20 protein-coding genes are annotated in these 24,353 nt (G+C 35.1%); 14 read left to right on the forward strand and 6 right to left on the reverse strand.

Going from position 1 to position 24,353, the window contains the following annotated elements; all coding sequences use genetic code 11:
• Position 1 precedes the first annotated feature (1 nt).
• The 4 genes from mreC to rodA are packed head-to-tail and all read left to right on the forward strand — an operon-like array spanning position 2 to position 4,535.
• Positions 2–826 (forward strand): rod shape-determining protein MreC, encoded by an 825-nt coding sequence (gene mreC, locus LPB89_RS01005; protein ID WP_230699874.1) that lies wholly within the window; start codon positions 2–4, stop codon positions 824–826.
• Entirely contained in the window at positions 819–1,325 is a 507-nt protein-coding gene (locus LPB89_RS01010; protein WP_230699875.1) for a rod shape-determining protein MreD, read from the forward strand. Before mreC ends, LPB89_RS01010 begins: the two co-directional genes overlap by 8 nt.
• Positions 1,322–3,286, forward strand: coding sequence for a penicillin-binding protein 2 (gene mrdA, locus LPB89_RS01015; protein WP_230699876.1), 1,965 nt, complete (start codon positions 1,322–1,324; stop codon positions 3,284–3,286). The genes LPB89_RS01010 and mrdA overlap by 4 nt, the downstream gene beginning before the upstream one ends.
• A gap of 13 nt (positions 3,287–3,299) precedes the next feature.
• Positions 3,300–4,535 (forward strand): rod shape-determining protein RodA, encoded by a 1,236-nt coding sequence (rodA, locus tag LPB89_RS01020; RefSeq protein ID WP_230699877.1) that lies wholly within the window; start codon positions 3,300–3,302, stop codon positions 4,533–4,535.
• Positions 4,536–4,763: 228 nt separating this feature from the next.
• On the opposite strand, the gene LPB89_RS01025 is transcribed toward rodA, so the two are convergent.
• From LPB89_RS01025 to xrtF, 6 genes are all read right to left on the reverse strand, one after another.
• Positions 4,764–5,444, reverse strand: a complete 681-nt coding sequence (locus LPB89_RS01025; RefSeq protein WP_230699878.1) for a DedA family protein — start codon at positions 5,442–5,444, stop codon at positions 4,764–4,766.
• A gap of 129 nt (positions 5,445–5,573) precedes the next feature.
• Complete coding sequence (locus LPB89_RS01030; RefSeq protein WP_230699879.1) at positions 5,574–5,915, reverse strand: heavy-metal-associated domain-containing protein; 342 nt, start codon at positions 5,913–5,915, stop codon at positions 5,574–5,576.
• 29 nt (positions 5,916–5,944) lie between these two features.
• On the reverse strand, positions 5,945–7,951 hold the full coding sequence (locus tag LPB89_RS01035) for a TonB-dependent siderophore receptor (RefSeq protein WP_230699880.1): 2,007 nt from the start codon (positions 7,949–7,951) through the stop codon (positions 5,945–5,947).
• A 102-nt stretch (positions 7,952–8,053) separates the two neighbouring features.
• Complete coding sequence (locus tag LPB89_RS01040) at positions 8,054–8,452, reverse strand: hypothetical protein (protein WP_230699881.1); 399 nt, start codon at positions 8,450–8,452, stop codon at positions 8,054–8,056.
• Between the two features lie 46 nt (positions 8,453–8,498).
• Positions 8,499–8,945 carry an exosortase F system-associated protein gene (locus tag LPB89_RS01045; protein ID WP_230699882.1) on the reverse strand — a complete coding sequence of 149 codons (447 nt, stop codon included), beginning with the start codon at positions 8,943–8,945 and terminating at the stop codon, positions 8,499–8,501.
• The gene (gene xrtF, locus LPB89_RS01050; RefSeq protein WP_230699883.1) at positions 8,935–9,471 is read right to left on the reverse strand and encodes an exosortase family protein XrtF; all 537 of its coding nucleotides are present in this window, start codon (positions 9,469–9,471) and stop codon (positions 8,935–8,937) included. The genes LPB89_RS01045 and xrtF overlap by 11 nt, the downstream gene beginning before the upstream one ends.
• A gap of 70 nt (positions 9,472–9,541) precedes the next feature.
• On the opposite strand from xrtF, the gene LPB89_RS01055 reads away from it, so the two are divergent.
• From LPB89_RS01055 to LPB89_RS01100, 10 genes are all read left to right on the forward strand, one after another.
• The gene (locus LPB89_RS01055) at positions 9,542–9,997 is read left to right on the forward strand and encodes a GAF domain-containing protein (RefSeq protein WP_230699884.1); all 456 of its coding nucleotides are present in this window, start codon (positions 9,542–9,544) and stop codon (positions 9,995–9,997) included.
• Positions 9,998–10,160: 163 nt separating this feature from the next.
• Complete coding sequence (gene rpsO / locus LPB89_RS01060; RefSeq protein WP_041516556.1) at positions 10,161–10,427, forward strand: 30S ribosomal protein S15; 267 nt, start codon at positions 10,161–10,163, stop codon at positions 10,425–10,427.
• 178 nt (positions 10,428–10,605) lie between these two features.
• Positions 10,606–12,741, forward strand: a complete 2,136-nt coding sequence (locus tag LPB89_RS01065; protein WP_127337893.1) for a polyribonucleotide nucleotidyltransferase — start codon at positions 10,606–10,608, stop codon at positions 12,739–12,741.
• Positions 12,742–12,899: 158 nt separating this feature from the next.
• A complete protein-coding gene (locus tag LPB89_RS01070; protein WP_230699885.1) occupies positions 12,900–13,625 on the forward strand; it encodes a hypothetical protein in 726 nt (241 codons plus the stop codon).
• A gap of 11 nt (positions 13,626–13,636) precedes the next feature.
• Positions 13,637–16,387 (forward strand): TonB-dependent receptor, encoded by a 2,751-nt coding sequence (locus tag LPB89_RS01075; RefSeq protein WP_230699886.1) that lies wholly within the window; start codon positions 13,637–13,639, stop codon positions 16,385–16,387.
• Between the two features lie 2 nt (positions 16,388–16,389).
• On the forward strand, positions 16,390–17,604 hold the full coding sequence (locus LPB89_RS01080) for a DUF4249 domain-containing protein (RefSeq protein WP_230699887.1): 1,215 nt from the start codon (positions 16,390–16,392) through the stop codon (positions 17,602–17,604).
• Entirely contained in the window at positions 17,592–19,334 is a 1,743-nt protein-coding gene (locus LPB89_RS01085; RefSeq protein WP_230699888.1) for a hypothetical protein, read from the forward strand. Before LPB89_RS01080 ends, LPB89_RS01085 begins: the two co-directional genes overlap by 13 nt.
• Positions 19,335–19,529: 195 nt before the next feature.
• Positions 19,530–20,300, forward strand: coding sequence for a hypothetical protein (locus LPB89_RS01090; RefSeq protein WP_230699889.1), 771 nt, complete (start codon positions 19,530–19,532; stop codon positions 20,298–20,300).
• Positions 20,301–20,304: 4 nt separating this feature from the next.
• A complete protein-coding gene (locus LPB89_RS01095) occupies positions 20,305–23,082 on the forward strand; it encodes a TonB-dependent receptor domain-containing protein (RefSeq protein WP_230699890.1) in 2,778 nt (925 codons plus the stop codon).
• Positions 23,083–23,093: 11 nt separating this feature from the next.
• Positions 23,094–24,314, forward strand: coding sequence for a DUF4249 domain-containing protein (locus LPB89_RS01100; RefSeq protein WP_230699891.1), 1,221 nt, complete (start codon positions 23,094–23,096; stop codon positions 24,312–24,314).
• Positions 24,315–24,353 lie beyond the last annotated feature (39 nt).

A 24,353-nucleotide genomic window follows, 5' to 3' on the forward strand; every position in this document is an offset into this window, starting at 1 on the left:
AATGCAGCAAATTTTTAATTTCATTATAAGAAACAGTAATCGATTGCTGTTTTTGCTGCTTTTAGGTATTTCGTTGGCTCTCACAATTCAATCTCATTCGTACCATAGAAGCAGAGTAATCAGTTCGGCAAATTTTTTAAGCGGAGGTGTTTATGAAAGAATTAATCGCGTAAACGAATATTTGAATCTAAGAACACAAAACGACGAACTGGTACTTGAAAACGCAAGATTAAAAAGTCTTTTATTCAATAAGGAAGACACCACAAAGGTACCTTTAGCAGACAGCATAAAAGGTGTTAAACCTGCGGATATTATTGTTTCAAAGGTTATTCACAACTCCTACAATACACATGAAAACTATATCACCTTAAACTCCGGTACAAAAGAAGGAGTGAAACAGGATATGGGAGTTATCAATAGTTTAGGAATTATTGGTGTTGTAGACAATACATCAAAAAACTATTCTACTGTAGTTAGTATTCTGAATATGAAATCGCAGATCAATGCCAAAATCAAGAAATCAAATCACTTTGGTTCTTTGACCTGGAATGGCAAAAGTACAGGATTTGTGCAGCTGGAAGACGTTCCAAGATTGGCTTCAATCCGAAAAGGAGATACGATTGTGACCGGTGGACAATCTGTAATTTTCCCCGAAGGAATTAACATCGGAACGGTGGACAAAATATACACTAAGGACAAAACCAGTTTTTATGTGATCAACGTAAAACTGTTTAACGACATGACCAACCTTGGACATGTTTATATTATTAAAAGTAAAGACCGAGAAGAACTTATTAATTTAGAAAAAAAGGAGAAAGATGAATAGCGCATTGTTAGTCAATATTTTTCGATTTATTATGTTACTGGCAATTCAGGTTGTTATTTTCAATAATATGAATTTCCTTGGATACATAAGTCCTTTTCCGTACCTGTTGTATATTATTCTTTATCCTGTAAACAGTAATAGATCCGGTTTAATTATTTCAAGTTTCCTGCTTGGATTAACGATGGACATGTTTTGTAATTCAGGCGGAATTCATGCGACAGCCTGTGTTATTCTAGCCTATTACAGGCCTTATATTTTTAAATTTTCATTTGGATTAAGTTATGAGTACCAAACTATAAAACTGAATGAATCCCTAACACCGGAAAGGTTCTCCTTTATTTTAGTGTCAGTGATATTACATCATATCATACTATTTACACTGGAAGCTTTTCAGTTTAAGTTTATTGGTGACATTTTACTCCGAACTTTATTTAGTTCCATATTTACCATAATCGTTTCAATTATAATAATATATCTTATTAAGCCCAATAAAAGATGAGAAAAGTCCTGCTGCCCTCTTTAATTATTATTGCAGCATCTTTGCTAGTGATCAGGGTATTTTATTTGCAGATTATTGATGATTCCTTCAAATTAAAATCAGAAAATAATGCAATTAAGAAAGTATATGACTATCCGGAAAGAGGATACATATACGATCGAAATGGTAAATTACTGGTAGCCAACCAGGCCTCTTATGACATCATGGTGATTCCCCGCGAAATCAAGGAAGACCTGAACGTCGATGAGTTCTGTACTTTACTGAATATCACAAAAGACGAATACCAAAAAAGAATCGCAAAGGCCAGAGTATACAGCCCAAGATTGCCTTCTGTTTTCCTGTCACAATTAAACAAGGCCGAATTTGCTGCCTTTCAGGAGAAAATCCGAAAATATGAAGGCTTCTATTTCCAAAAAAGATCACTTCGTGATTACGAAGTAGACTATGGTGCCAATATTTTTGGTTTTATCACTCAGGTAAACGAAAGATTAATTGCCAAAAATCCGTACTACAATAGTGGTGATTTAATTGGAAAACAAGGTGTTGAAGAAAGCTACGAAGAAATTTTACGCGGTATAAAAGGTGTAAAATACATTCAGAAAGACAAATATAACCGGGAAATTGGTTCCTATAAAGAAGGAAAATACGATACGATTGCCGTTGCCGGAGAAGATATTAATTTAACGATAGATGCTGAACTTCAAAAGTATGGTGAAGAATTAATGATCAACAAACGAGGCGGAATTGTTGCGATTGAACCGAAATCAGGGGAAATCCTTGCATTGGTTACGGCTCCATCTTATGATCCCGGTATTTTGGTTGGAAGACAAAGATCTAAAAACTATACGCTTTTGTATCATGATTCTATTGCGAAACCATTGTACGACAGGGGACTTCTGGCAGAATATCCTCCGGGATCTCCATTTAAAATCTTAACCGGACTGGTTGCCCTTCAGGAAGGTGTCATTAACGAACAAACTACTTTTATGTGCCATCACGGTTTCAGTTATGGTAGAGGCCGTTTTATGAAATGCCACGGTTTTGGCCCGCACCAGTTACACAATGGAATTTACAATTCGTGTAATACTTATTTTGCCCAGTCGTATATGCTGACCATTAATAAATACAAAAATCCGGCAGAAGCGGTGGATGTATGGAGCAATCACGTAAAAAGTTTCGGTTTAGGCCAATTTATGGGATACGATTTACCAACGGGTAAAAAAGGAAACATTCCGACTTCAAAAACATATAAAAAAATATATCCTAACGGCGGCTGGAGAAGTACTACTATTGTATCAAACGCAATCGGACAGGGAGAAGTTTTAATGACTCCAATTCAATTAGCCAACATGATGGCTACCGTTGCCAATCAGGGTTATTATTATACGCCTCATATTATTAAAAAAATTGAAGGCAAAAAAATTGATGCAAAATTCACCACGAAACATGAGACTACAATTGACAAAAAGTATTTTCCTCCGGTTATCAGTGGTTTATTCGACGTATACAACAAGGGAACCGCTTACGCCTTAAGAGTGGAAGGAATCGATATTTGCGGAAAAACGGGAACTGCCGAAAACTATGCAAAAATCGATGGTGTCAGAACAAAACTAAAGGATCACTCTATTTTTGTGGCTTTTGCCCCAAAAGACAATCCTAAAATCGCAATTGCTATTATGATTGAAAATGGAGGTTTTGGAGCCACTGTTGCAGGTCCAATTGCCAGTTTGATGGTTGAAAAATACCTTAGAAAAAAAATCTCGAGAACCGATTTGGAAATTCGGGTTTTAAACAAAAGCTTAGTTAGCGAATATGCAAAAGTTGGAGGAATAAATCCTGCAAGCTTAATTGAATCTACACCTAAAGATTCTGTTTTGAAAGCTAAGATTATTGTTCCAAAAGCAGGAACTCCAAAAACAGAAATTAAAAAAATTCCGGTAGACACAACAAAAGAAAACTAAAAGATCATTTCAAATGAGAAATCAAAGTGTAAAAAATAATATTGACTGGATAAGTGTTATTATCTACGCTGTACTTGTAGTATTGGGGTGGCTAAACATCTATTCTTCTTCATTATTATCTACTGATGGTACTTATGAAAAACAATTAATTTTTATTGCCTGTACAATTCCATTAATTTTTATTGTTCTTTTTGTGGATGGTAAATTTTATGAAAAGTATGCCAGTATTATTTTTGGTGTCTCCTTATTATCGTTGGCTGGTTTGTTTCTTTTTGGAAAAACAATAGCCGGCCAGAGATGCTGGTATGCTATAGGAAGTTTTACGATACAGCCTTCGGAGTTTGCCAAAGCGGCAACTTCACTGGCATTGGCAAAATACCTGAGTGACAGTCAGATTAACTTAAAAGAAACCAACAGGCAAATTCAGGCTTTAGCCATTGTGTTTTTACCGGTCCTTCTGATATTACCACAACCCGACCCGGGAAGTGCGCTGATTTACAGTATTTTTATCGTTGTTTTGTTCAGGGAAGGATTACCGGCATGGTACGTATGGACCGGCTTTTTAGCGATATTACTATTTGTTTTAACGCTTGTCCTGGAACCCTATGTCGTAATTTTAATCTCCCTGGCAGTATTAACCATCATCTATTTCAAGGGAAGAGTCGTCGATCGAAACCTTCTTTTAAGTGCAATCTTACTGGCCATAATTTCAGGTTTTGTTCTTTCTGTTGATTATGTATTTGACAATGTTTTCAAACAACACCATAGAGACCGCTTCAATATCCTTTTAGGAAAAAGTGTCGATATGAAAGGTATCGGATACAACACCAATCAATCTGAAATCGCCATTGGATCCGGTGGCTGGATGGGAAAAGGTTTCCTGGAAGGAACTCAGACCAAAGGCGGATTTGTGCCGGAACAACATACCGATTACATCTTTACAACTGTTGGTGAGGAATGGGGTTTTCTGGGATCCTTAGTGGTCATTTCCCTTTTCGTTGGATTATTACTGAGAGTCATTTATTTAGCTGAAAGGCAGAAGACAAAATTCAGTCGGGTGTATGGCTATTGTGTGGCCGGAATTTTATTCACACACTTTTTTGTAAATATTGCCATGGTTGCCGGGATTTTTCCGACTATTGGAGTGCCGTTGCCTTTCTTTTCTTATGGAGGTTCCGGACTTTGGGGATTCACTATTTTATTGTTTATCTTCTTAAAAATGGATGCCAATAAGGTTAATGAATGGTAAACTTTAAAAGTTAAATTCCAATTCCGTAGCATGGGCATAAATTCCAAATTCCAATACTGAAACTTGGGTGTAAATTTTAAATTCCAATACTGAATTCCAAATTCCAATTAACACTTAAATAGTATCAAAATAATATAGTAGCTGATCCGTATTTTTATCACTGACTGTATCACATAAAAAAGTCCGAAGCTTAAAACTTCGGACTTTTTTATGTGTATATTTTGATGTTTATATTTTTTCGCTTGGCCTTTTCTTTAATAATTTAAGTAAAACCGGAAATGTAGAGATGATTACAATGATAATAATAATGTATTCAATATGTTCCTTTAAATCTATTCCTTCTTTTAGAAAAACACCATATAAATAATGCCCTGAAAAGATCAATAAGAATGACCAGAGGAATGAACTCAGAATATTATAAAACATGAATTTCTTTTTATCCATGGAAACTATCCCTGCAATGATTGGAGCGAAAGTCCTGAAGATCGGAAGAAAACGGGCATAAATAATGGCCTTGCCTCCATATTTCTCAAAGAAATCTTTTGACTGCAGCAGGTATTTCTTTTTAAACCAGAAGGAATCTTCTTTTTTAAAGAGGTAATAGCCGCTTTTGGCTCCAAACCAATATCCCGTCATATTACCCAAAACTCCCATCACCGCAACCAACGTTGAAAGCAAAAAGACGTTAATAAAATCGCTTGGAATATATACCACATTCTGAATCAAATCACGACTGTAAATACCCGCTAGAAAAAGCAGGCTGTCTCCCGGCAGAAAAAAACCTGCAAAAAGTCCTGTCTCAGCAAATACTATAAACAAAACAATATATAATCCAATCTGAAATCCTCCGACACTTAACGTAATATAAAATTCAGGGTTAATTAATTGGGTCCAGTCGAAATTATTCATAAATGCGTTTGGTTATATTTATAAGTTCGTGAAAGTAACAATAATTTAATTCAACCACAATAAAATGCGGTATTTTAAAGATAAATTAACGATTCAAAAAAGCCCGGATTCGAACCCGGGCTCTTCAAATTATTGTCTTTCGTACTTACAGCAAGAATGTAAATTATCGTAATCTGCCTGAGCTGCTTTTACCTCTTTGGTATCATGACCGACTTTTGCAATTGCCTTATTCAGATCTGCCGGAGAGGATTTTTCTTCATTCAGAATAACGGTAAGCTGGTGCGAACTCATATCCCAGCTGGCTGTCTTTACACCCGGCACGCCAAAAGCTGCTTTTTCGATACGTTTCTTACATTGTTCACAATTGCCATTTACTTCGGTGGCATATTTTAAATTCTTGTTTTTCTTAGTCTGTGCCTGCGCTGAAAATCCAAAAACAGCAATCAGGGCAATTAAAATTATATGTTTCATTTTATTCAATATTAAAGTTTATAAAGTTATTATTTTATTTTAAATCGTAATCCCGCGTAATACATTTGCCCAAATATTGGCGCATATGCTACAGAAGCATCAAAGTTAGGCCCGAAAGGATCATTGGCTCCTAAAATTGCTTTTTCCTGTTTATAATTCCCTATGTTTTCCCCGCCGATATAAACCTCAAATACCGAAGAGAAAACTCTGGTAACCTGCATATTCATCACTGCATAAGAAGGCGAAAAATCAGGAAACTGATCTACAGCAGGATTTGATTCCGTATACGGTAATTGCTGTTTTCCTGACCAGTTAAAGGTATAATCAAACTTCCATTGCCTGTCATCATTGAGATTGGTTTCATATTCAAGATTTCCTAAAAAACGGTGTTTTGCCTGCAACGGTCGCTGAAAAGTTCCTCTTAGATAATCGGTCTGGATATCGTAATATTTATAAGCCGTTCTCAGATTCAGATTATGAATCAACTCATAATTAAACTCTACCTGCAGGCTGTTCGCAAATGAATTTCCTTTAAGATTATAAAACAAAACTTCCTGAGGGCTCTGCATCAGATCGACAACAGCCTGATTCTGAAAATCCGTACGATATAAATCAAATCCGGCATCGGCGTTTTTCCCAAACAGTTTGAACTTCTGGGAAAAACTCACACCATAATTCCAGGCTATTTCAGGATTCAGTCCATAAAGTTTTCCATTATTATCTAAAATTGAAAACGTTCTTGCACTTGCAAAAAGCTGCTGGTTTTCGGCAAAGATATTAGCCGAACGCTTTCCTCTTCCTGCTGAAAAACGAAGCACCCCATCCTTCCACGGATTGTATCGCATGTGCAAACGCGGTGTTACAAAAAAGCCTAAGCGGTTATGATTATCTACCCTTCCGCCTAAAATCAAACTGAAATTATCCGTATTATCATAGGTGTATTCAAAAAATGCTCCCACCGAATTATCAATTCTGCTGTAATCATTTACATTTACAAACTCCTGATACTGATCGTACGAAAAATTCAGGCCTGTTGTGAATTTATGCATCGTATTATTGATAATTGAATTGAAAATCAAATTCGAATAATAACTGTTTTGTTTGATGTTATACTGATTTAGGCCGAAGTAAGACTGTTGATTATGACTGTTGAAAGCATTCTGAAAACCAATACTCTGATAGGGCATATCCGGAAAAACATAGCCTATTTTTGTGGAAACATCAAAGCGTTCTGTATTGATTTCCGAGCCCCAGTAATTAGTGGTTCCTTTATCCCGGTCTTTATCAAAATTGACCTCACCTGTTTGTTTTTTATCATTCATATACCTGAAATTGATAAAACTCACCAGACCACTTTCGGCATCGTAATACTGATAGCGATTCAGAATATTGATTTGTTTTCCTAAAGGATTGTCGAGAAAACCATCATTATTCATGTCGTTCTTTGCCACACGTGTATTGCCATGAAGGAAGAGGCTCGTTGCCCATTTGTCGGATAATTTTTTATTGAAATGCGTATTCAGTTCAAAACGGGAATCAGTAGATCCGTAAGCATTCAGAAAAAACGGAATGTCACTTAACGGTTTTAAAAGCTCTGTATTTATTTGTCCCGAAATACTTTCGTAACCATTAATAACACTTCCGGCTCCTTTGGTAATCTGTACGCTTTCGATCCAGGTTCCCGGTGTAAATGATAGCCCGTAAGCCTGGGAAGCACCGCGGACAGAAGGAATATTTTCTTCCGTGATCATTAAATATGGACTCGTTAATCCCAGCATTTTTATTTGTTTGGTTCCGGTCAGAGCATCCGAAAAATTGACATCAATCGACGGATTTGTCTCGAAACTTTCGGCAAGGTTACAACAAGCGGCTTTTAGTAATTCTTTGCTTGTAATGAGCGTCGTGTTGGCGGTAACAGTATAGGATTTTTTAATCCCTTTTTGCTTTTTTGTGATTTTTACTTCTTCGAGGTCTTCTTGTGAAAACACAGAAACGGAAAGCAAAAGCATCACAAAAAGCATGATATTTTTTTGCATAAAAATGATTTTAATTATTTAGAAAATGCTATTTCTGAAGTTTTGGGAAACACAAAAACAGTTCAATACAAGCCTTGAGAGACTTGATTCTAAATAGTAAAATCAGGCGTAAAAAATATATTGTCTGTATAACTGATATAAAGGTGGTGCATTTGCATCAGAATAATAGGAAATAATCTGATGGCTTTTAAAATTTGGTACAGCCAGAAAAGTAATCGGCTGGAAATCCTGAATTACAGCAGGAAAAGGAACCTGAAAAAAGAATATTTTAAAAGTTGCGTTATCCGATTTTTTTTCGAAATGAACTACTTTATCTTTACAACAGGATGATTTTTTCTCGGATGCTCCACAGCATTTCTTTTCAGGAGCAGCAGAAACTGTAGTATTTAAAGAAACGGAAGCGATTTTACCTCCGCAATAATGCACATCAAAAGCAAACCCTATGTTGGAAACCAACAGCAGGAACGCTAAAAATAATCCGGTGCACTTCTTTACATTCATAGCTGCAAAAATATTCAAAAGACCTTAGAAAAGAACAAATAAAATGTTATTTTTTAAAACCCTGCATCTGATAATAAAAGGCAGGAATAAAAAGCAAAACAAAAATGGGCTGAATAATAAACCTCCTGACGTAAAAAAGCAGCCAGCTCCCGTCACGATAATAGTGGAGAATTACAAAAAACGCCGCGAAAAGGATCACCAGAAAACAACTATAGAGCAATGCACTGAACTTCACAATTTCCAAATCCTGAAACAGTACATAAATAAGCAGAAGCGACAAACCGGAGTTTAGAAAATAGCGCACTAAAAGTCCGAAAAAAAGTTTAGACACATCAACTTCAGGAAAAGGCAGCCCCTTAAAATCGGAATCAAAATAAACCAAAAAAGGATCATAGAACAATGCCTCTTCAAAAGCTCTTATAAGTCCAAAGCACAGTACTATAAGAACCGCAATGGTGATTTTTCCCTTATTATCCCTTACTTTATTTAGCATACTTAGAAAATTTGTTGACCCAAAAAACCCACAAACTAAAAACCAGTCCGTAGATTATTAATGGAAAAAGGACTCCGTGGAGAAGATGTTCCTGCTGATGAAAATGATACAGCAATACTGTCAATAACCCAATTCGGATGACATTCATAACATAAATCAGCGCAATACCAAACAGAATAAAGAGCAAAGTCGTTTTAAACTTTCCGGAAAATGCTAACACAAAAGAAACAAACAGAATAATAACACTTACAGCATTACACCCTTCTACAATTCGAATTGTAAACCTGTTATTATACCAAACCTCCGTGTAGGGACCTGAGACACTCTTAATAACTTTAATATCAGCAGTGAACAAGTGCATCAACTGCTCTACATTACGACTAATGATTGTGGTTATTCCATCAATATCATTTGCTACAAAACTGTTTAAGTAAAGTTTATAAATCACCGTCAATCCGATATAAGCAGCAAAAAAAGTGCCCATAAAAATCAGAAAAGGTTTAAATTGAAGTAAATATTTTTTCAAGTGAAATTTTTAACAAATTTATGTATTTTTTAAATTCAGTATTAAATACTTTTGCATAAAATTTTGCATTATGACATTTCAGGAATTACAACCAAAAATAAGCGCTATTATTGCTGACACCAATACTGTTAGGGACGAAAAATTATTAGCTGTCTGCCAATTGTTAAATGAACACGTTGAATATTACAATTGGGTTGGATTTTATTTTGCGAATCACGAAAACAAAACTCTTCATTTAGGTCCTTATGTCGGGGCAGAAACTGATCACACCGTGATTCCTTTTGGGAAAGGAATCTGTGGCCAGGTTGCGGAAAGCAATGCCAACTTTGTAGTACCGGATGTTGCTGCACAGGACAATTATATTGCCTGCAGTTTTACGGTGAAGTCAGAAATCGTTGTTCCTTTATTTGTTAACGGACAAAACATTGGTCAGATTGACATTGACAGTCACGTTATCGATCCGTTTACAGAAGCCGACGAAAGGTTTTTAGAATTTGTAAACCAGGAAGTTGCTAAATTATTTTAAAAAACAACATAGTAAAGAATTACCAGAAAGGCATTTTTTTGCCTAAATTATTGGAACTTTAAATTTTTCAGTCTTTAAATTTATTTTTTCGAAAAAAAAATGTAATTTTGCACCGTCTTACAAAAGATGTACGACTACATAAAAATCATTAAATAATATTGGAATGTATTTAACTAAAGAAAAAAAAGAAGAGATTTTTGCACAACACGGTGAAGCAACAAACACTGGAAAAGCAGAAGCTCAAATTGCATTGTTCACTTACAGAATTTCACACTTAACTGAGCACTTGAAAAAAAATCGTCACGATTACAACACTGAGCGTTCTCTTGTACTGTTAGTAGGTAAAAGAAGATCTTTGTTGGATTACTTGAAAAAGAAAGAGATCAACAGATATCGTGAGATTATCAAAGTATTGAATATCAGAAAATAATCAATATAGAAAAGAGGTGCGAAAGTGCCTCTTTTTGTTTTTTACGGAATATATTTATTACAAGCATTTTATAAGAAAAAAAGTTTGGTTTTTCATTGGGTTTTAGAATAAACAACAACTACACACAACAACTACAACACAACTAAAACCCATTGTATAACCAATAAGGAAAAAATTTATGATTCCACAATTATTTGTAGAAAGTATCGATTTAGGTGATGGCAGAAGCATCACAATCGAGACAGGCCGTTTAGCAAAACAAGCGGATGGTTCTGTAGTAGTAAGAATTGGTAAAACTGTTATTTTAGGAACAGTTGTATCATCAAGAAAAGCAAGTCCTGGTATTGACTTTTTACCATTAACGGTAGATTACCGTGAAAAATTTGCAGCAGCAGGTCGTTTCCCTGGTGGTTTCTTCAAAAGAGAAGCTCGTCCTAGTGATAGCGAAGTATTAACAATGAGATTAGTTGACCGTGTTTTACGTCCGCTTTTCCCAAGTGATTATCACGCAGAAGTTCAGGTTATGATTCAGCTTATGTCTCATGACGATGAAGTTATGCCGGATGCATTAGCAGGATTAGCCGCTTCGGCAGCACTTGCTTTGTCTGATATTCCTTTTGAAACTTTAATTTCTGAAGCCAGAGTTGGAAGAATTGACGGTAAATTTATCATCAATCCATCCCGCGCACAATTAGAATTATCTGATATTGATATGATGATTGGAGCTTCGACTGATTCTATCGCAATGGTAGAAGGAGAGATGAAAGAAATCTCAGAAGCTGAAATGTTAGAAGCGATTAAATTTGCACACGAGCATATTAAAGTACAAATTGCTGCTCAGGAAAGACTGGCAGCTGCTTTTGGAAAAAAAGAAGTTCGTACTTATGAAACTGAAAAAACAGACGATGCTATTTACGCAAAAGTAAAAGCAGCAGCTTACGATAAAATTTACGCCATTGCAAGCAAAGGTTCGGCGAAACACGAACGTTCTGCTGCATTTGATGCCGTAAAAGAAGAAGTAAAAGCCTTATTTACTGAAGAAGAATTGGCAGAAAATGGAGATTTAGTTGCTAAATATTTCTACAAAACCAATAAAGAAGCGGTTCGTAATGTAACTTTAGATTTAGGAACCCGTCTTGACGGAAGAAAAACTACAGAAATCAGACCAATCTGGTGTGAAGTAGATTACTTACCATCTGTTCACGGTTCTGCATTGTTTACACGTGGAGAAACCCAGGCTTTGGCAACAGCAACTTTAGGAACATCCAGAGAAGCAAACCAAATCGATTCACCTTCTGAACAAGGAGAAGAAAAATTCTATTTACATTATAACTTCCCACCCTTTTCTACAGGTGAAGCTCGTCCGTTAAGAGGAACTTCAAGAAGAGAAGTTGGACACGGAAATCTGGCACAAAGAGCGTTGAAAAACATGATTCCTGCTGAAAATCCATATACTATCAGAGTTGTTTCTGAAGTACTGGAATCAAATGGTTCCTCTTCTATGGCTACCGTTTGTGCGGGAACATTAGCTTTAATGGATGCCGGTATTCAAATGATTCGTCCGGTTTCAGGAATTGCAATGGGATTGATTACAGACGGAGAGCGTTTTGCTGTTTTATCTGATATTTTAGGTGATGAAGATCACTTAGGGGATATGGATTTCAAAGTAACCGGAACTTCTGAAGGTATTACAGCTTGTCAGATGGACATCAAAATTGACGGATTGAAATACGAAATCATGGAGCAGGCTTTGGCTCAGGCCCGTGAAGGACGTTTGCATATTTTAGGAAAATTACTTGAAACTCTTGCAAAACCAAATGCAGATGTTAAAGCACACTCTCCTAAAATCATCACCAGAACTATTCCTGGAAGCTTTATCGGAGCGTTGATCGGACCTGGTGGAAAAGTAATTCAGGAATTACAAAAAGCTACCGGAACAACTATCGTGATCAACGAAGTAAACGAAGAAGGTGTTATTGAAATCTTAGGTACAGACCCTGCAGGAATTGAGGCAGTATTGGCTAAAATTAAGTCGATCACTTTCAAACCGCAAATGGGAGAAGCTTACGAAGTTAAAGTAATCAAAATGCTTGACTTTGGAGCTGTAGTAGAATATACTGCTGCACCAGGAAATGAAGTTTTACTGCACGTATCCGAGCTAGCCTGGGAACGTACTGAAAATGTTACCGATGTTGTAAACATGGGAGATGTTTTTGAAGTAAAATATTTAGGTCTTGATCCTAAAACAAGAAAAGAAAAAGTGTCCAGAAAAGCGCTTTTACAAAGACCTCCGCGTGAGGACAAAAAAGAGTAATCAGATCTTAGTTTACTAAAGGTTTATTCATAGAAAACCCCAATTCATTTATTTGAATTGGGGTTTTTCGTTTGAAAGAATAAATAAAAATGGTTTTATAATATTTTTTTGATACTTTTGGAAACACCCAAACCAAAAACACAAAAACCAAAAATCCTTTGAAAAGACTTCAAAAAAACCTGTATTTTTTAATTTTATTTGGATTATTCCTAAACATTTATAATATTCACAGCCAAACCAACAATGAAGTTTCTACTTATAACTGGTTTGATAAAAATCTTGGAATAGAATCTTTAGACTTCAAAAACGGACCCGCCCATTTAAACTTTGATAAAACAGCCAATAATCAGAATCGCTATTATATTGATGATTTTAAAAACGGCAGTATTATGTACAATGGCCAGCACTATTTCGATTTATACTTAAAGTATGACATCTATGCCGATGAATTAGTATTAAGGCCGTATGCCGAATCTAACACTACAAAAATAAATATCATTAAGGATTATGTCAGTTCTTTTAAAATTGGCAATCAAAAATTTACCAACCTAAAAGAACTAAGTTCGCCGAATCTCAAAAAAGGCTATTACGAAGAAGTGATTCTTGCTAACAACACCATTCTTTACATCAAATATTACAAGGAGAGAAACAATGTCGTGGGAGAGAACGCTTTTTACATCGGGTATCTTCTTAAATATGATTATATTCTTTTTAAGGACAACGACTTCCATTTAATAAATGATAAGAAAGAAATCATAAAATTATATCCTGAAGACAAAAGAAAAATAAATGATTTTTATTTTAAGAACCGAAACTTAAAAAAGGAAGACCCCTCATTATTTATCAAAAATCTAATGAGATACATTAACAATTTAAATCTGTAGAAATTATCCCAATGAGAATATTTACTATTATTTTATTATTTTTTGGTTTAAATCAATTCATGTATGCGCAGGGTCAACAAACAAAAATAAGCATCAGTTACAGTAATGTTAACAGGGTCGAGGTTTTAAAAAAAATAGAAGCTTCAACCCATTATACGTTTTATTTTCAGGAGGACTGGTTTGATAAAACCGTTCTGATATCAGGAAATTATTCCAATGAAACCATCGGGGAAGTATTGTCAAAAGTTTTTGAAGATACAGAGCTTAATTTTTTTATTGATGATACTAAAATCATACTAACGAAAAACAGTATTATTTACGACAAATACAAAGGAAAAACCGCAAAAGGCACTGAAAAATCCAAAACTCCAATCTTTTTCCAACAATATGATTCGGTTAAAAAAGACAAGACAGATACCACCGCTCCAATTGCCTTAATTGGAAAAGAAGCCGTAGCTTCTGAAATTGATTTCTATACGCTTTCAGGACATATTACGGACTTAAAAGACAATAAACCTCTGGCAGATATTACGGTAAAAGCAAAAAACACTTCTATCAGTACCATTACAAATGCAGAGGGGTTTTACAGCTTAAAGCTTCCAACCGGAATAAGTACTATCGAAATTGAATCTGTTTTTTACCGATCTGCCTCACGAAAAATAATGATTTACAGCAATGGTAATCTTGACTTTTCGACCACTGAAAAAATAAACCAACTGGATGAAGTTGTCGTAAAAGGAAAAGGCAATCAGAATGTCAGGACTGCTATAACAGGCGTTACCACTATTGAAGCAGAAGGAGTAAAAACGATTCCTTTGGTTCTTGGAGAAAGGGACATTCTTAAAGTTGCGCTGACAATTCCCGGAGTAAAAACGGCAGGTGAAGGTTCGTCCGGTTTTAATGTGCGTGGAGGAAAAGAAGATCAGAATCTTGTATTATTAGACAATGCAACGCTATACAATCCCACTCACCTATTCGGGTTCTTCTCTTCTCTCAACCCTTATACCATTAACAAAGTAGACATTTATAAAGGAGGAATTCCTTCCGAATATGGCGGCAGATTATCCTCTGTTTTTGATATTGTTTCTAAAAATGGAAACACAGAAAAATTTTCCGGTGAAGGAGGTTTAGGTCCCGTAACAAGCAATCTTACTGCTTCAATTCCTGTTGTAAAAGGAAAAGCCAGCTTATTGGTTGGAGGAAGAGCCACTTATTCTGACTGGATTTTAAAAACCCTGGACGATGAAAACCTAAAAAACAGCCATGCCTCTTTTTATGATTTAATTGCGAAATACAGTCATAAAATAAACAAAAACAATACTGTTGAAGGAACTGTATACTATAGCAAAGACGCTTACACAATAACGCCTGACTCTTTATATAAGTACAGTAACAGGCTGGTTTCTCTGAAATGGAAACATGCTTTTAATGAAAAAACAAGCAGCGAATTTAACGTAACCAACAGCGAATATAAATTCAGTATTGATTATGAATCCACTACTCCTGAATCATTTTTATTTAAATATAAAATTGACGAAACTCAGGTCAATGTAAAATTTAATACGCTGTATACTGATAAACATAAATTTACTTACGGACTTTCGAGCAAACTTTATAAAATTAATCCCGGACAATTAAACCCAAATGGCGAATCTTCATTAATAGCTCCGATACGGATTGATGACGAAAAAGGCTGGGAATCAGCATTATTTTTCTCGGATAAGTTTGAAATTACAGATCAATTATTGCTCGATATTGGCGCAAGATATTCGTTTTATGCCCCTTTGGGAGCAGCAACCCAAAAGATTTATCAGGATGGGGTGCCAAAAACACCATCAACAGTAATAGAGGAAAAAAAATATGGTACTAATGAGGTTATTAATTCCTCCGGAGGTTTTGAACCCAGAATTGGATTACGCTATATTGTTGATGACAGTTTCTTTATAAAAGCCGGCTTCGACAAAAATTTTCAATACATTCATTTACTATCCAACAATACCACACAATCGCCAACAGATACCTGGAAATTATCGGATCTGAATGTTAAACCGCAAAGCGGATTACAGTATTCATTAGGTCTTTTTAAAACATTAGATTACGAACATTTAGAACTAAGCCTTGAAGGGTATTATAAAACTTCCAAGAACATTTTAGACTACAAAGTTGGAGCCAACATACTTTTAAATCAAAATCTGGAAACCGAATTACTTCAGGGGGAAGGAAAAGCCTACGGGGTAGAATTTTTATTAAAAAAACCATACGGAAGACTTAACGGATGGATTGGCTACACCTACTCTAGAGCTTTTATAAAACTGGACAGTCAGTTTAATGATGAAAAGGTGAATGGCGGAAATTATTTCCCTGCCAATTTTGACAAACCTCATGATGTAAGTATTGTGATGAATTACAAATTTACACATCGTTACAGCTTTTCTTCTAATTTTGTTTATCAAACCGGGAGGCCAGTTACCTATCCTATTGGAAAATACACCTATGAAGGAGCAGAATATACGCTTTACAGTGACCGAAATAAATTTAGAATTCCTGATTATTACAGACTCGATATCGGGTTAAATATTGAGGGAAATCATAAGATAAAGAAACTGGCACATAGTTTTTGGAACATTTCAGTATACAATGTATTGGGAAGAAACAATCCGTATTCCATCTTTTTTGTAACGAAAGAAGGACAGGTAAAGGCGTACCAAACTTCTATTTTTGGAATGCCGATACCTACTATTACTTATAATTTTAAATTTTAAAGATGATGAAAAAGATCTTTCTGTATAGCTTTCCCGGAATTGCACTCTTAGCATCAATTTTCGGCTGCACTACGCCCTATAATTACCAAAACAATGACTTTGAAGATGTTATAATAGTAGAAGCTACCTTAACAAACGAATATAAAAACCACGAAGTAAAAATTTCCAGAACGTATTCTCTGGAAGAAAGCTTTCCGCAATTTGAATCTCAGGCTATTGTAAATGTAACCGATGATTTAGGAAACAAATACGATTTTGCCGAGACTGGTTCTTCCTACGTATCTGTCGATAAATTTCAGGCAGTCCCGGAGCGGCAATACCAATTACATATTATAACCAAAAACGGAAGAACATATGTTTCGGGTACAGAAAAACTGACCACTCAGACGCAGATTGGAAGTGTAGTACCAAATGTAATAACCAAAAATGGAATACGCGGAGTAGAAATTGAAGTAAACAGTTCGGACCCCACGGGTACATCCAGATATTACAGGTATAAATATGACGAAACCTATAAAGTTGTAGCGCCTATGTGGTTTTCCCAGGAAGCTGTTCCTGCTGGCAATGTGGTCACTCTTAGTCCAAGAACCACAGAAGCACGAACTTGCTATTCAGATCAAAAATCGAATGAAATAATACTAACAAGCACCAACGACTTATCTGAAGACCGGGTGAGCAATTTCCCTGTTAAGTTCATCAGCAGCAAAGACCCCATCATTAGAAACAGATATAGTATTCTGGTAAAACAATATGTACAAACTCTTGCTGCCCATACGTATTATGAAACGCTAAAAGAAATATCAGATAACGGAAGCATTTTGTCCCAGACCCAACCCGGTTTCTTTCGTGGAAATATCAAATCTGTTGATGATTCGCGTGAAAAAGTAATTGGTTTTTTTGAAGTGTCGTCTTATTCCGAAAAAAGAATATTTTTTAATTTTAATGATCTTTTTCCCAAAACATCATCTCCGGAATACCAATATTACTGCCCAATAGTAATTCCCGAAGGTGAAGCTGCCAATTTTTACTTTAATAATTGCTACAGTACAAGCCCAAATTCAACTTGTCAGGGCCCAACTATAGTAGAATTAATCAAAACCCGGGCAAGAGTGTTTTTCCCAACCGACGACTCTCAAAAAATTATATTATATACTATACAATGCGGAGATTGTACCTCCTTTTCCTCAAACATAAAACCATCATTTTGGATAGATTAAGATATTTATTGGGTTTAACTTTACTACTAAGTTATCAGCAAATTGTATTTGCTCAGAAAAATAATGCTTTAGCGGAACTTAAAACTATCGACAAAAATTTAAACGAGTCGGTTTTCATCAGCACCAACACGAACTCTTTCTTAACAGGTGAGACGTTGTACTATAAAATATTTTGTGTTGACAAAACCACAAATGCACCCACAAAATACACCAAAGTCGCTTATTTTGAACTCATTGACAATAATAAAAAACCCGTTGTCACTCATAAACTATTTCTGGAAAACGGTAGCGGGAATGGCGATTTTTTTATTCCAACTACCTTAGAAACCGGAACTTATAAAATTATTGGGTATACAAACTGGATGTTGTCAAATAATGGCGCTGAAGAATTTTTCAATACTGATATCTATATTGTAAATCCTTATAGGGAAAAGGCAGTTTCTACTCCTGATCCGGTTACCGATCCACAAGAGATCGTGCTGTCAAGTACAACTAATGACAATATTTCTTTTGATTTAAAGAACAAAATATTTAATAATCGGGAGCAAGTCGAGCTAAAAGTCAATGCCGGTTCTGATGATTTTTTAAAAGGAAATTATATGATTTCGGTTAGAAAAACGGATGGTTTTTTAGCGCAAAACAAAATAATTTTTAGCGATTATCAGGCAACACATCAGAGTACTTCTTACAGTAATATCGTTAATAACTCAAATTTAGTTTTGCCTGAATTGAGAGGAGAGATAATCTCCGGCAGAATAACATCTGCAACAGAAGAAATTAAAAATAAACAAATTGGCCTTTCGCTTGTAGGGAAGAATTATGATGCGAAAATTAGCAAAACAGACGAGCAAGGGAGATTTATCTTTAATATAGAAAAAGCAAATCCAAACCCTAATATTATCGTTCAGGTACTGGAATATAACAAAGAAAGTTATAGCATCGAAATGGACAAACAGAAGGAAGCGGATCTTTCTAACCTAAAATTTCCTGATTTGAAATTCAACCCCGACTCCGACAAAAATATAACCGAAAGACTGGTTTCAAGTCAGGTAGAAAACGCCTATTACAACATCAAAAAAGACAGTTTGCTTTCTCCTGCTAATTTTACTCCGTTTTATGGTTCTTTGTCTAAAGAATATAAACTTGATGATTTTACAAGATTTCCAACCATGGAAGAAACCATTACAGAAGTGATAAGTGGAGTGGTTTTCAGAAAAAACAATCAAAACTATTCTTTGCATGTATATGATTATGATGAAAATTACGAATCCTCATCGCAACCATTAGTTGTTGTTGACGGGCTTATTCTTGACGATTTAAACGAATTTTTCACCTACAACCCTAAGAATATTTATAAAGTCAATGTGGTAAAAGGACTTTATTATTATGGTTCAAAATCATTTAACGGAGTGGTGGCGTTTACTACAAAAAATGGAGATTATAAAACTAAACTAAAAGGTAATTTTATAATAACACCGGAACTTTTGAGGCCTCAGGGTAAAAAACAACACTTTCAACCGGATTATTCAGACAATAAAAATACCAGAATCCCAGATTACAGGCATCAGCTTTTATGGGTACCCAATGCCGATTTAAGTGTTTCCAGTATTAAATTTTACACATCCGATATATCCGGAAAATTTGAGGTATTGTTAGAAGGATTTTCAGCAAGTGGAAAGCCTGTTTATATAAGGGAAATTATCGAAGTGAAAAAATCCAATTCCAATTAATCTTTAGAATATCCGGATAATAAACTGTTCTAATTACTAAATCGGCCTTTTGGAAACCTTTCTTTGAATAAAACAAACTATTATACTAAAAAATTAAAAGAAAATAGTATGTTTTAACAGTTACTGTGTGATTTTTATCACATTTTTTAATACTTTTGAAATCATCAAATCAAATCCTTAAAATCACACAATATTTTGAAAAATTATCAAAATAAATCTATTTTCCTTATCTTATTTGGATTATTCTTACATATTCAAGCCATACACAGTCAGACAAACAATACTACATCCTTACACAGCTGGTTTGATAAATCAGTGGGGAAACAAAATTTAGAACTGTATAATGGCCCGCGTCATGTTAATCTCTACAGGACGCTGGATAAAAGTCATAGTTACTATTTCTCCAATAACTACAGCAAAGGAGATCTTAAATATCAGGATCAGAATTATTACAATCTGGATCTTAAATATGATATCAATAATGACATCATAGTTTTGAAGGCTACTGGCGAATATGATTATCTGGGCATTAATCTGATTAAAGAGAAAACAGCCTGGTTTACCCTGAACAACAAAAAATTTATTAATATAAATTTCAATAACCCTGCAAGTCCGGCTTACATGAGTGGTTATTACCAGGAAATCCTTTTTTCAAAAAACATTACACTTTATATCAAACATCATAAAAACAGAACAAAAGTTATTGATACCAAGGCTATTTCTGACGGAACCAATCAGAATAGCTCTGATGAATTCAAAGAAAAAAATGAATATGTCTTAAAATACAAAGATGCCTACTACAAAATAAGTTCAAAAAGTGACGTTATTGAAATTTTTCCGGAGCAAAAAAGCGAAATAAAAAGATACTATAACTCTAATACTCAATTAGAAGAATACGATAAGAAAGTTTTTATTGAAAATTTAATAAAAGAAATCAACAGCCTTATCCCTAATGAAGTCAATTAAAGAAATGAGAAAAATTATATTAGCCCTGTTTTTATTAGCTTTTCATACGTTATCGTTTAGTCAGGAAAAAAAGAACAACATATCAATTGAATTTAAAAATGCCGACTTAAAAACAGCTATAGAAAGTCTCGAAAAAGCGGCAGGTTACAAATTTTATTTTGATGAAAACTGGATCAAATCTGAAACTGTTGTAATAAACGGGACTTTCACAGATACTTCCATTGATGAAGTGCTTAATGTCATTTTCGAAAAAACAAACCTGAATTACTTCATTACCAATAAAAAAATAATACTGACAAAAAATACTATCATCCACAGTTCCCTGCCCGATAATTATTTTGAACCTGCCACTACTGCGCAAATAATTACCGAAAACAAGGAAAAAGCAAAACCTTTGTTTCACCAACAACTCGATAGCAAAAAACAAAATACTACCAGTAACGGCATAACCTATATTGGGAAAGAGAAAAAAGAAGAAGAATTAAAATCATACACCTTATCCGGCACCATAAAGAATGAGAAAACTAAAAAACCTCTTTCTAACGTAACCATTAAAGTGCGTGATAAAAACATCAGTACCACAACTGACGAACAGGGTTATTATAAAATTGATGTTCCTTACGGCCTCAATTATATAGAGATAGAATCTATCAACCATAGAAAAGACACACAACCGATTATGGTTTATGACGATGGCAAGCTGGACGTAACGCTTTACGAAAGCATCAATGAGCTGGACGAAGTAGTCATTAATAAGAACGCCAATCGAAATGTAAAAACTGCCGTAGCCGGGGTTTCCAGTATAGATGTCGAAGGAATAAAAAACATTCCGCTGGTCCTGGGAGAACGTGATATTTTTAGGGTTGCCACTACCTTACCCGGGATTAAAACTACTGGTGAAGGCTCTGCAGGATTTAATGTGCGTGGAGGAAAAGACGATCAGAACCTGATACTTTTAGACAATGCTGTTTTATACAATACCTCGCATTTCCTTGGATTTTTCTCTGCTGTTAATCCATACACCACCAGTAAAGTAGATATTTATAAAGGAAGTATTCCCGCAAGATTTGGCGGAAGATTATCTTCTGTTTTTGATATTACCACAAAAAATGGCAATCCTGAAAAATTCTCAGGTGAAGGAGGAATCGGATCTGTAACAAGTAACCTTTCGATAAGCACGCCTATAATAAAAAACAAATCTAGCTTATTAGTCGGTGTCAGAGGAACCTATTCAGAATGGATTCTAAAACGTTTAAAAGATGAATCTTTAAAAAACAGTGAAGCCTCATTTTTTGATGGAATTCTAAAATACAATCACAAAATAAGCGACAACAATAATATTGAGACAACTTTATATTACAGTAAAGATCGTTTTAGCATTTCTTCGGATTCTGTCTATAAATACAGTAATGCATTGGTTTCATTAAAATGGAATCACTCTTTTAACGCGAAAAGTAAGGCGGATCTGATATTTACGAATAGTGAATACAAATTCAATATTGACTATGACAACGGAGGAATCAATTCGTTTGATTACGGATATAAACTAAATGAAACCCAGGGTATCCTAAATGGAAATTATACCTTAAATAAAAAGCACGCTTTTAACTATGGTGTTTCAAGCAAACTTTACAATGTTGATCCGGGATACCTGCATCCTAAAAAACCGGAAGATGCCACTTTAATTCCCGTAAATATAGACGGGGAAAAAGCATTAGAATCAGCGGTTTATTTTTCAGACAATTATAATGTTACTGAAAAATTACTGATCACTATGGGTTTACGCTATTCGAGTTATTCTGCACTGGGGGAAGCCACGGAAAGAATTTACCAAAGTAATGCCCCCATTAATGACAACACGGTAATTGGAACCCAATATTACAAGAAAAATGAAGCGATTAAAACATACGGTGGATTTGAACCCCGAATTGCAGCCCGTTATTTATTTACAGATGATTTCTCTGTAAAAGCCAGCTATGACAAAACATATCAATACATTCACCTGTTAACCAGCAATACAACACAATCGCCTACCGATGCCTGGAAGTTGTCTGATTTAAATATAGCGCCTCAAAAAGCACAGCAATTTTCATTAGGTTTTTATAAAAACCTAGACGATGACAAATTAGAACTTAGTTTAGAAGGATATTATAAAAAATCTGATAACTTATTAGACTACAAGGTTGGCGCTGAATTGCTATTGAATAAAAATCCTGAAACGCAGCTGCTTCAGGGAGAAGGAAAAGCTTACGGAGTAGAGTTGTTAATCAAAAAAAATACAGGCAGCCTTAATGGCTGGTTAGGCTATACCTATGCCCGAACTTTTATTAAATCAGACAGTCAGTTTGCAGAAGAAAAGGTAAACAATGGCCATTATTTCCCGACAAACTTTGACAAACCACACGAAGTAAGTGCTGTATTAAATTATAAATTCACAAAAAGATACAGTCTTTCCGGTAATTTTGTATACCAATCCGGAAGACCAATTACCTATCCGATAGGAAGCTATGTCTATAATGGTTTGGAATATACCTTGTATAGTGACAGGAATAAATTTAGAATCCCTGATTACTACCGATTAGATCTTGGATTTAACATTGAAGGAAACCATAAAATCAAAAAGCTGTCGCATAGTTTCTGGAACATATCGATTTATAATGTTTTAGGAAGAAACAATCCGTATTCTATCTTTTTTGTAACAACTAATGGCGAGATAAAAGCATATAAAACGTCTATATTTTCGGTGCCTATTCCTACCATAACTTACAATGTCAAATTTTAATACTCATTACAATGAAGTTCATGATTCGACATATTCGTTTTCTTTGTAAAGCACTTGTTTTAGTACTTTTTTGCCTTTCTACGGGCAGTTGTACGGAGCAATACGCTTTTCAGACCAATACATTTGAAAACATACTTGTTGTTCAGGCAAGCATTACCAATGAGTTAAAAAAACAGGAAATTAAGATTACGAGATCCTATCGTCTGGAGGAAAACTTACCAACTCCCGAAAAAGGAGCTATCGTTTACGTAACCGACAGCGAAAACAACAGCTACGAATTTGAATTTGAAGACTTCTCCGGTCTGTATGTTTCCAGCAATCCTTTTCAGGCAGTCGCCGGGAGATCCTACCAGTTGAATTTCTCCACCAAAGACGGGAAATCATATTCGTCCGAAATGGAAACCCTGACTCCTGTTAGTGAAATTGAAGTAGAGCCAAAAATCGAAACCATTGACGGAGAAAAAGGGGTACAAATAAGGGTAACCAGTTTTGATCCCAGCTCAAAATCACAATTTTACAGATTCGAATATGACGAAACATATAAAATAGTAGCGCCCGACTGGAAACCTAATAAACTTATTGTAGACCCAAGCAACCCGGGTCCGGAATACACTTTCCTGACTGTTCCCAGAAATAATGGCGAATCAAGAATATGCTACACCACAAAAAAATCAGATGATTTAATGTTAATAAGCAATGTAGGCCTTAGTGAAGACCGTATCAATCTGCCCATCCGTTTCATAAACATCAAGGATCCCGTTATTATGCAGCGTTACAGCATTATAGTCCGCCAATATGTTCAGAATTTAGCTTCTTATACGTATTACAAAACCTTAAAAAATCTTTCTACTTCTGCCAGTCTGCTTTCACAAGTACAACCAGGGTTTAATTATGGCAATTTAAAATCAAATGATGATCCGAATGAGAAAATAATTGGCCTCTTTGAGGTATCATCAATTTCATCAAAAAGAATATTTTTCAATTTCAGGGATATCTTTATAACGGAACAGCATCCTTCATTTTTTTTCAGTTGTGCTCCACTTGAATTATTAAATTGCTGGGGTTTGGGTTGCGGCGGACCAAAAATATATTCCATAGTTACGGGATTAGGGCGAGAGTTTATATTTTACGGATCTCAGGACTATATGGAAAGAATTATATTTGTTCCGTCACCTTGTGGTGATTGTACACAAATTTCATCTAACATCAGGCCTTTATTCTGGATAGACTAAAAAATAACAAATAAAATAATTAGCAGTACCTGACACATT

The sequence above is a fragment of the Flavobacterium sp. ENC genome (assembly GCF_020991415.1).
Classification (GTDB): domain Bacteria; phylum Bacteroidota; class Bacteroidia; order Flavobacteriales; family Flavobacteriaceae; genus Flavobacterium.

What these genes read in the sequence shown, in the direction of transcription:
- mreC (WP_230699874.1), top strand. Translation starts at nt 2, where the DNA reads ATGCAGCAAATTTTTAATTTCATTATAAGAAACAGTAATCGATTGCTG.
- LPB89_RS01030 (WP_230699879.1), bottom strand. Translation starts at nt 5,915, where the DNA reads ATGAAACATATAATTTTAATTGCCCTGATTGCTGTTTTTGGATTTTCA.
- LPB89_RS01075 (WP_230699886.1), top strand. Translation starts at nt 13,637, where the DNA reads ATGAGAATATTTACTATTATTTTATTATTTTTTGGTTTAAATCAATTC.
- LPB89_RS01055 (WP_230699884.1), top strand. Translation starts at nt 9,542, where the DNA reads ATGACATTTCAGGAATTACAACCAAAAATAAGCGCTATTATTGCTGAC.
- LPB89_RS01045 (WP_230699882.1), bottom strand. Translation starts at nt 8,945, where the DNA reads ATGCTAAATAAAGTAAGGGATAATAAGGGAAAAATCACCATTGCGGTT.
- mrdA (WP_230699876.1), top strand. Translation starts at nt 1,322, where the DNA reads ATGAGAAAAGTCCTGCTGCCCTCTTTAATTATTATTGCAGCATCTTTG.
- LPB89_RS01065 (WP_127337893.1), top strand. Translation starts at nt 10,606, where the DNA reads ATGATTCCACAATTATTTGTAGAAAGTATCGATTTAGGTGATGGCAGA.
- LPB89_RS01035 (WP_230699880.1), bottom strand. Translation starts at nt 7,951, where the DNA reads ATGCAAAAAAATATCATGCTTTTTGTGATGCTTTTGCTTTCCGTTTCT.
- LPB89_RS01095 (WP_230699890.1), top strand. Translation starts at nt 20,305, where the DNA reads ATGAGAAAAATTATATTAGCCCTGTTTTTATTAGCTTTTCATACGTTA.
- LPB89_RS01080 (WP_230699887.1), top strand. Translation starts at nt 16,390, where the DNA reads ATGATGAAAAAGATCTTTCTGTATAGCTTTCCCGGAATTGCACTCTTA.
- LPB89_RS01010 (WP_230699875.1), top strand. Translation starts at nt 819, where the DNA reads ATGAATAGCGCATTGTTAGTCAATATTTTTCGATTTATTATGTTACTG.
- LPB89_RS01025 (WP_230699878.1), bottom strand. Translation starts at nt 5,444, where the DNA reads ATGAATAATTTCGACTGGACCCAATTAATTAACCCTGAATTTTATATT.
- rodA (WP_230699877.1), top strand. Translation starts at nt 3,300, where the DNA reads ATGAGAAATCAAAGTGTAAAAAATAATATTGACTGGATAAGTGTTATT.
- LPB89_RS01040 (WP_230699881.1), bottom strand. Translation starts at nt 8,452, where the DNA reads ATGAATGTAAAGAAGTGCACCGGATTATTTTTAGCGTTCCTGCTGTTG.
- rpsO (WP_041516556.1), top strand. Translation starts at nt 10,161, where the DNA reads ATGTATTTAACTAAAGAAAAAAAAGAAGAGATTTTTGCACAACACGGT.
- LPB89_RS01100 (WP_230699891.1), top strand. Translation starts at nt 23,094, where the DNA reads ATGAAGTTCATGATTCGACATATTCGTTTTCTTTGTAAAGCACTTGTT.